The 6,828-nt window shown below is 66.1% G+C and carries 9 protein-coding genes, 2 tRNA genes and 1 pseudogene; 2 read left to right on the top strand and 10 right to left on the bottom strand.

The window, feature by feature from the left end; translation table 11 throughout:
- Position 1 precedes the first annotated feature (1 nt).
- From ACFDS3_RS18065 to ACFDS3_RS18020, 10 genes are all read right to left on the bottom strand, one after another.
- Positions 2–76 (bottom strand) — tRNA-Phe (locus ACFDS3_RS18065).
- A gap of 83 nt (positions 77–159) precedes the next feature.
- Positions 160–333 carry a DNA gyrase inhibitor YacG gene (locus ACFDS3_RS18060; protein WP_375263742.1) on the bottom strand — a complete coding sequence of 58 codons (174 nt, stop codon included), beginning with the start codon at positions 331–333 and terminating at the stop codon, positions 160–162.
- 4 nt (positions 334–337) lie between these two features.
- Positions 338–1,372 (bottom strand): ribonuclease E/G, encoded by a 1,035-nt coding sequence (locus ACFDS3_RS18055; RefSeq protein WP_375263741.1) that lies wholly within the window; start codon positions 1,370–1,372, stop codon positions 338–340.
- Entirely contained in the window at positions 1,369–1,959 is a 591-nt protein-coding gene (locus tag ACFDS3_RS18050) for a Maf family protein (RefSeq protein ID WP_375263740.1), read from the bottom strand. Before ACFDS3_RS18050 ends, ACFDS3_RS18055 begins: the two co-directional genes overlap by 4 nt.
- 84 nt (positions 1,960–2,043) lie before the next feature.
- A complete protein-coding gene (gene infA, locus ACFDS3_RS18045; protein ID WP_007205486.1) occupies positions 2,044–2,262 on the bottom strand; it encodes a translation initiation factor IF-1 in 219 nt (72 codons plus the stop codon).
- Positions 2,263–2,354: 92 nt separating this feature from the next.
- Positions 2,355–2,816, bottom strand: a complete 462-nt coding sequence (locus ACFDS3_RS18040) for a UPF0262 family protein (protein ID WP_375263739.1) — start codon at positions 2,814–2,816, stop codon at positions 2,355–2,357.
- Between the two features lie 72 nt (positions 2,817–2,888).
- Entirely contained in the window at positions 2,889–4,187 is a 1,299-nt protein-coding gene (gene hisD, locus ACFDS3_RS18035) for a histidinol dehydrogenase (protein WP_375263738.1), read from the bottom strand.
- 33 nt (positions 4,188–4,220) lie between these two features.
- A complete protein-coding gene (locus tag ACFDS3_RS18030) occupies positions 4,221–4,697 on the bottom strand; it encodes a DUF2948 family protein (protein WP_375263737.1) in 477 nt (158 codons plus the stop codon).
- Positions 4,694–5,962 carry a UDP-N-acetylglucosamine 1-carboxyvinyltransferase gene (gene murA, locus ACFDS3_RS18025; RefSeq protein WP_375263736.1) on the bottom strand — a complete coding sequence of 423 codons (1,269 nt, stop codon included), beginning with the start codon at positions 5,960–5,962 and terminating at the stop codon, positions 4,694–4,696. The genes ACFDS3_RS18030 and murA overlap by 4 nt, the downstream gene beginning before the upstream one ends.
- 10 nt (positions 5,963–5,972) lie before the next feature.
- Complete coding sequence (locus tag ACFDS3_RS18020; RefSeq protein WP_375263743.1) at positions 5,973–6,194, bottom strand: hypothetical protein; 222 nt, start codon at positions 6,192–6,194, stop codon at positions 5,973–5,975.
- Between the two features lie 126 nt (positions 6,195–6,320).
- Here ACFDS3_RS18020 and ACFDS3_RS18015 point away from each other — a divergent pair.
- Both ACFDS3_RS18015 and ACFDS3_RS18010 read left to right on the top strand, forming a co-directional pair.
- Positions 6,321–6,395 (top strand) — tRNA-Thr (locus ACFDS3_RS18015).
- 327 nt (positions 6,396–6,722) lie between these two features.
- Positions 6,723–6,828 (top strand): annotated as a pseudogene (locus ACFDS3_RS18010) (IS5/IS1182 family transposase); the annotation flags it as partial.

The following is a 6,828-nucleotide window of genomic DNA, read 5'->3' as shown; positions in this document are numbered from 1 at the left end:
GTGGTGCCCGGGGGCGGAATCGAACCACCGACACGAGGATTTTCAATCCACTGCTCTACCCCTGAGCTACCCGGGCACGGGAGCGCGGCGTATCGCCGACGAGGTGGCGTTCTCTTAGACGGCCTGAGCGGGATGGTCCAGAGGGCGCGCGCAAAAAAATCAATGTTCTCGTGGGGGAATGTCGCGCGCGTCTTCCTCAGGCGCCTCGTCCTCGTCTGATGCAATCGCGTAGCTGCCGGTCAGCCAGCGGCCGAGGTCGATGTCTGCGCAGCGCGTGGAGCAGAAGGGGCGATAGCGGTGGTCGGTGTCGTTGCTGCAGATGGGGCAGGACATGGGCTTAGCCTTCGAGGATCTGGTGAAGCGGCAGGCGCTCGCGCTTGCGCTGCAATTCGAAATGTCCCAACGGAGTCCATCCGGCGAGCACCGTGTCAACCGGGTCGGCGCGGAAGGCGGCGCGCAGCGCATGCTCAATCTGGCGGCGGTCCTTCTTGGGCGCCGGGGCCATGTCGATGACGATCTGTCCGCCAAGACCTCGGCAGCGCAGTGCGGCCGGCAGGGCGCGGGCCGTGGCGATGTTCGCCTTCAGCCCCGCCGCCAGAGAGGCATCGGCGCCGGTGTTCACGTCCACGGCCACAAGGGCGCGGGTCGGCTCGACGCTGATCCAGTGGTCGCCGGGCAGGTCGACGCGGGGGGAGCGCAGGGCCTCGATCATCTCGTCGATGCCGTTGGTCCGAAACGTGCCGGGCTCGGTGTAGAGCGCGTCGGGCAGGGGCCATTCGCGCCACGCCTCGGTATGGGGGTCCGTGCCATCGACCAGAAGCTGCGGGTCGCGCGTGCCGTCTTTGGCGACCTGTTGCGCGAGTTCGGTCATGGCCATGATATCCGCAGCGATCTCATCCGGGTCGCCCTCGGCCGCGGCTGACCGGAGGATCAGACCGACATCGGCCGGTGGGCCGAGCGTATCGTGAGCGAGTTCCAGCAGGCTGTCGCGCAGGTCGTCGTCGCGGATCTGACGCGAGACGTTGAACCCCGGCTTGCCCGGCGTCGCGATAGCGAAGCGGGACTTGAACAGCGGCCGGTCCGTCACGGGCACCGCTTTGCCCGGCTCGGCGTAGCCCGTCACCTGGACCTGCAGGCTATCGCCGGGTTGAAGGCCCTTGGCGCCCTTGAGATAGGCCGTGCCCTCGGGCAGGCGCAGCATGGCGCCGCCATGGCCCTTGACGACACGGTCCACCGTGGCGCGGTAGATCGCGCCGAGTAGGGGCGTGCCCTCGTCAGGTGCGATGAGGAGGTCGTCGAGCAGACCGTCTCGGAGCCGTGCCGCGGCGAGGCGGCCGGCGAAGGTGTCCAGGTGAATTGTCGTACCCTTCATGGTGCCTCGAACGGGGAAATGCCGGTGGCGGACAGAAGCGCCGCGGTTTCGGCCAGCGGCAGGCCAACCACGGCCGAGAACGAGCCGCTGATCCACGGGATGAAGACCGACGCCGGGCCCTGAATCGCGTAACCGCCCGCCTTGCCCTGCCAGTCGCCGGTGGCGATGTAGCCTTCGATTTCGGCCTCGGTCAGGCGCTTCATGCGGACTGCCGTGACCACGTCGCGGGCGCGTAGCGTGTCCCGGTGCCTGACGGCGACCGCGGTGACGACCGTGTGGCGGCGTCCCGAGAGGGACCTGAGGAACGCGCGCGCCTCGTCTGCGTCCGCAGGTTTGCCAAGAATCGAGCGGCCGCGCGCGACGGTGGTGTCGGCGCAGAGCAGCACTTCGTCATCCGCAATGTCAACGGCCCCGGCCTTTTCCCTAGCCATGCGCAGGCAATAGGGGCGCGGAAGCTCGGCCTTGTGCGGCGTCTCGTCGATGTCCGGTGCGCGGATCGCGTCGGGGGTCAGGCCAATCTGTGCCAGGAGCTCCAGCCGCCGTGGCGAGCCGGAGCCGAGGATCAGACGGGGCGGGGATGTGGTCATGTCGGCACCCGGACGTGCGAGGGGACGACGGCCGCGGTTCGCGGGGCGAACGGCTTATTCGCGCGGCGCGAGCTGCGCGTCGCCTTACTTGAAGCGATAGTTGATCCGGCCCTTGGTCAGATCGTAGGGGGTCATCTCGACCTGCACCTTGTCGCCTGCGAGAACCCGGATGCGATTCTTGCGCATCTTGCCTGCCGTATGCGCGATGATCTCATGGCCGTTTTCGAGCTCGACCCTGAACGTCGCATTTGGCAGGAGTTCCTTCACGACGCCCGGAAATTCGAGTAGCTCTTCCTTGGCCATGGTCACTCCATATTTGCCGTTCGCCGAATTTGGCGAACGCGCAGTAGATGGGGCTAAACCCGCCCGGAATCAAGCGGGATCGCGCGCATGGCTCAGGCGGGGCCGGTGATCGCGCAGATCAGGGTGAAAAGGCGCCGCGCCGTCGCCTCGTCGAGCGAGACATGCGCCGACAGCCGGTCGCGCAACTGCTGCGCAGCCTCGATGTGGATCTCGCGTCGGGCGGCGTCGATCTCTTCGATGCGGGCAGGGGGCAGGGCGCGGACCGCTTCGACATAGGTATCGCAGAGGGTGCGGTAATCCTTCACGGCTTGGGCAAGAGATCCCAGGGACAGGCGGAACGATCCGTGCTGTCCGTCCGCGGCCCGCCAGTCGAAGACGATGCGACCCTCGGCCGATCCGAGGCGAAGGGTATAGGGTCCGGTCGGGGCCTCCTTCACTTCGAAGTGGTTGCACTCCCGCAGGTCGAAGATCGCGACGCGCCGCTCCTGCTCGAGTTCGTGCGACGCGGCTGGCAGCGCACTTTCGTCGAGCTCGATCTCGCATAGAAATGTCATCGGTTCATGACCCCGTCAATTCGGGTGAACCTCCCCAGCACGGAACATAACACGATCCTGATCACCGTCATATCAGTTCAGCGTGTCCAGCCGTGCGCGAACGCTGAGGCCGTGCGCCTCGAGGCTTTCGGACTCTGCCAGTGTCTCGGCCGCCGGGCCGATCGCCTTCAGCGCAGCGGGCGTCAGCCGGGTTATCGTGGTCCGCTTGAGGAAGTCCATGACCGACAGCCCTGACGAGAAGCGGGCTGAGCGTGCCGTGGGCAGAACATGGTTCGGGCCGCCGACATAATCGCCGATCGCCTCGGGCGTCCATTTGCCCAGGAACATCGCGCCCGCATGGGCGATGTTGGCGGCCAGCGGCTCGGGTTCGCTGACGCAAAGCTCGAGGTGCTCGGGCGCAATTCGGTCGGCCAGCGCGGCGGCCTCACCAAGGTCGTTGACGGTGATGATGGCGCCGTAGTCGCGCCATGAGGCGGCGGCGATGTCGCGACGCGCGAGTGTCTGAAGCCGGGCCTCGACCGCGCGTTCGACAAGCTGCCCCAGCTCGGGGCTGGTAGTGATGAGGATCGCCTGCGCGTTTTCGTCATGCTCTGCCTGGCTCAGCAGGTCGAGCGCGATCCAGTCGGGATCGTTGTCGGCGTCGGCGATCACGAGGATCTCGGACGGACCCGCAATCATGTCGATGCCGACCCGGCCGAAGACCCGGCGCTTGGCGGCGGCCACGTAGGCGTTGCCCGGTCCCGTGATCTTGTCCACCGGGGCTATCGTCTCGGTTCCGTAGGCAAGCGCGGCAATGGCCTGCGCGCCGCCCACGCGGTAGACGGCGTCCACCCCGGCGATACGCGCGGCAAGAAGGACCAGCGGGTTGATCCTGTCGTCCGGCGTGGGCGCCGTCACGACCAGGCGCTTGACCCCGGCGACCTTGGCCGGAATGGCGTTCATGAGCAGCGACGAGGGATAGGACGCCAGCCCGCCAGGCACGTAGAGGCCCGCGGCCGATACGGCCGACCACCGCCAACCGAGCGTGGCGCCGCACTTGTCGGTCCAGCTTTCGTCCTTGGGCATCTGGCGCTCGTGGTAGGCGCGGATGCGGCGCGCTGCGAGTTCCAGCGCCGTGCGCTCGTCCTTGGGCACCTGACGCGCGGCGGCGTCGATCTCGGCGTCCGTAATCTCGATGCGGTCGGGCGTCAGGTTGAAGCGATCGAACCGGGTGGTCAGGTCGCACAACGCTTCGTCGCCGCGGGCGCGCACGTCGGAGATGATCGTCGCGACGGCCTCGTCCACATCGACAGAATCCTCGCGCTTCATGGTCAGAAGCGCGGCGAAGCGGTCGTTGAAATCGGAATCGTCGGTGGATAGCAGCTGGGGCATGTATAATCTCCGGCCGGGCGGCGGCGTTGAACGTCAGTCGAGACCGTGGTCAGGCACTTTCCCCGACGGCGCATGGTAGGGGCGCGTCACGTCGCGGAGCGTGACCTCGAGCGCCTCGACGGAGACCGCAATGGCACCATCGCCGGCAAGCGTTATCAAAACGGTGCCGGTGCCGTCTTCACCTGGCTCCATCGTCACGGAGAGCACGGCGCAGACGAGGTCGCGATCGCCTTGCTCGACCCCCGAAACGCGCACGCCCATCACGTCCTCAATCGCGAGGACGCACTGCACCCGCTCGACCTCGGCGCCGGCAGCGACGCGCGGATCTTCGCGCCGCAGGCGGTTCAAGAGCAGGCCGACGCGGCGCTGCTTTTGATCCCACCGGATCTCGGTCACAGGGAGGACGGCGTCCTGCACCAGCGACGACAGGACCGCAAGGTCGTCGATGTCCCATGCGCGGAGGCGGAGAGGACCGCCCTGAGCGTCTTCGAAGCGCGCATCCTTGCTCATGGCTCTTGCACCCGTTCGATCTGCGCGCCGACGCCGCGGAGCTTCTGTTCGACCTGCTCGTATCCGCGGTCGAGGTGATAGACCCGGCTGACCTGCGTGGTCCCTTCGGCCGCGAGGCCAGCGAGGATCAGCGAGACGCTGGCCCGCAGGTCGGTGGCCATGACGCGCGCACCGCGGAGCTTCTCGACCCCGGTGACACGGGCGGTCCCCCCTTGAACATAGATCCGCGCACCCATGCGCGACAGTTCCGGCGCATGCATGAAGCGGTTTTCGAAGATCGTCTCGTGCAGGGTAGAGATACCCTCGGCCACGCACATCAGCGCCATCATCTGTGCCTGCAGGTCCGTGGGGAAGCCGGGATAGGGCGCGGTGGTCACGTCCACGGCCCGCACATGGCCGTTCCTGCGCGCAACCTTGATGCCGTTCGACGTCTCTTCGACGGACACGCCCGCCGCATCGAGGCGCTCGCAGAACGCGCCGAGCAGGTCGATGCGGCCGCCGAGGCACTCGACCTCTCCGCCGGCGATGGCGGGGGCCAGCATATAGGTCCCAAGCTCGATCCGGTCAGTCACGACAGGATGGCTGGCACCGCCGAGGCGATCCACACCCTGAACCGTGATGGACGAGGTGCCGTCACCCTCGATCTGCGCGCCCATGCGACGCAGGCAGTCGGCGAGGTCCACGATCTCGGGCTCGCGCGCCGCGTTTTCAATCGTCGTCGTGCCCTTTGCCAGTGTCGCAGCCATCAGCACGTTTTCAGTCGCACCGACGGATACGAGCGGGAACTCGACCCGTCCGCCCTTGAGGCCGCCCGGCGCCTTCGCGTGCACGTAGCCGTCCCTGAGGTCGAGTTCGGCACCCAGCGCCTCGAGCGCGCGCAGGTGCAAGTCGACGGGGCGGGCACCGATGGCGCAGCCGCCTGGCAGCGAGACTTCGGCCACACCATCCCGCGCGAGCAGGGGGCCCAGCACCAGGATCGAGGCGCGCATCTTGCGCACGATATCATAGTCGGCGCGATGGCTCGTCAGGGCTTGCGACGACAGCGCCAAGACGCGGCCGTCTTCCTTCACATCGGCTTCGACGCCGAGCGAGCGCAGTAGAGTCGTCATCGTGACGATGTCCGACAGGCGCGGCGCGTTGGTCAGGGTCAGCGGCTCTTCGCTGAGCAAGGTGGCCGGCATCAGCGTAAGGCAGGCGTTTTTGGCACCGGCTATGGGGATCTGCCCCTTCAGCTCGTTGCCGCCGGTGACGACGATCGAATCCATGCCCGTTCCTCTAGCTTTGGTCTTTGTCCGCAGCCTCGGTCGCGCGCGCCTTGGCCTGCGCCTTGCGACGCTTGATATTGGCCTTTAGCGCGGCCTTCAGCCGATCCTCCCGCGTCTCCTGCGCGGATTTCCCGGTTTTTGGATGCTTCTTCGCGGACATGCGCCCGACATAGAGCACGCCCTCCGGCGGGTCCAGTTGCGCCGGTATGTGCGAGAGGGCAAAAATCTGCATCCTACCACTTGCACGGCTCTCCGGTTCCGTCTAGTGACCCGCCACCGAGAACGCTGCCGTAGCTTGTTGAGCACTTCATCGTTAAGTGTGATACTTTAGGGCTCAAGGCGGGTTCGAAGTTGGTTTGCTGCGGTGGCTCAGTGGTAGAGCACCCCCTTGGTAAGGGGGAGGTCGTGGGTTCGATCCCCACCCGCAGCACCATAACTTCCTGCATACATCCAGTCTATAATCGGCAATGACCGAGGACGGATCGATCGTTCCGTCGGAGCGGTTATGGTGCCAATGCTGCGCTCGATCTTTGCGTTCATTGAGCTAGCACCTGAACGTTCGGATAAGTGCAGCGTTCACCCTGTCTGCTGTTAGTGTTATCGTTACGTCGCCGGCACTTCCCCGCCAAATTTTCCAGACGCCTGCTCCACGTGTTGGTCCAGCAGCCATTTCTTGCTCGTCTTCACCGAAATGGGCCTTGTTGCGTAACTCTGACTCCGGACGATTCACATCGCGAATCCATGCGGTTAGGTGAGGCGCATGAGCGAGCCTCCACCCGCCCGCTACCGCAAGGCGAACTGGTCCAGCTACAACGATGCGTTGCGAAAGCGCGGGTCGATGCTGATCTGGGTTGACCAAAAGATGG

It is taken from the genome of Palleronia sp. (genome assembly GCF_042089775.1).
Lineage (GTDB): Bacteria > Pseudomonadota > Alphaproteobacteria > Rhodobacterales > Rhodobacteraceae > Palleronia.
The sequence above is the reverse complement of the archived record's forward strand: the minus strand, read 5'-3'. Positions and strand labels throughout refer to the sequence as shown.